The organism is Acinetobacter sp., assembly GCF_036659555.1.
Lineage (GTDB): Bacteria > Pseudomonadota > Gammaproteobacteria > Pseudomonadales > Moraxellaceae > Acinetobacter.
The window spans coordinates 6665-7715 of sequence record NZ_JAVXCI010000049.1 but is presented as its reverse complement, the minus strand read 5'-3'; the positions used below and the strand labels follow the sequence as shown (position 1 = coordinate 7715).

Genomic DNA, 1051 nt, shown 5'->3' with positions numbered 1-1051 from the left:
TGAAGTCGTTTTCAACACTGCCATGACTGGCTATCAAGAAATTTTGACTGACCCAAGCTATGCGCAGCAGCTTGTTACTCTAACTTACCCGCATATCGGCAACACCGGCTGCAATGATGAAGACGCCGAATCCGGCCGGATTCATAAAGTATGGGCCAACGGATTGATCATCCGCGACCTGCCTTTACTGCACAGCAACTTCCGGTCTACGCAGTCTTTAGGCGAATACTTAAAAGAACACAATGTTGTGGCAATTGCCGACATTGATACGCGCAAATTGACGCGCATTCTGCGCGACAAAGGCGCGCAGAATGGCTGCATCCTTGCTGGCGAAAACATCACTGAAGAACAGGCATTAGAAAAAGCGCGCGCATTCGGCGGCTTAAACGGCTTAGACCTTGCGAAAGAATGCTGCGACCCCGAAGGCTTCGAATGGACTGAAGGCTCTTGGACGCTAGGCCAAGGCTTCTCTCAGCCTGAACTTAAATTCCATGTCGTTGCATACGATTACGGTGTCAAAACCAACATCTTGCGTATGCTTGCAGACCGCGGCTGCAAATTGACTGTCGTACCTGCGCAAACTCCTGCCGCTGACGTGCTTGCATTGAATCCGGATGGCGTGTTCCTGTCGAACGGCCCTGGCGATCCAGCTGCATGCGGCTACGCAATTGAAGCTGTAAAAACCATTGTAGAAGATGCCCGCAACCTGCCTGTATTCGGCATTTGCCTGGGCCACCAGATCCTTGCGCTGGCTTCCGGCGCTAAAACTGTGAAAATGCCTCACGGCCACCACGGTGCAAACCATCCTGTGCAGAACCTTGAAAGCGGCACAGTGATGATTACTTCGCAAAACCACGGCTTCGCAGTGGAGGCAGAAACTTTGCCTGCAAACCTGAAAGCGACGCACAAGTCTTTGTTCGATCAAACCCTTCAAGGGATTCATCGCACAGACAAGCCGGCGTTCAGCTTCCAAGGCCATCCTGAAGCAAGCCCTGGCCCGCATGACTGCGCACCATTGTTCGATCATTTCATCGAACTTATCGAAGCATCT

Annotated in this window: 1 protein-coding gene; it reads left to right on the top strand. The window is 52.0% G+C overall.

Annotated elements, in window-relative coordinates:
* Nucleotides 1-1051: glutamine-hydrolyzing carbamoyl-phosphate synthase small subunit (gene carA, locus RSA72_RS08270; protein WP_332633011.1), on the top strand; the 1051-nt coding region annotated here is incomplete at both ends.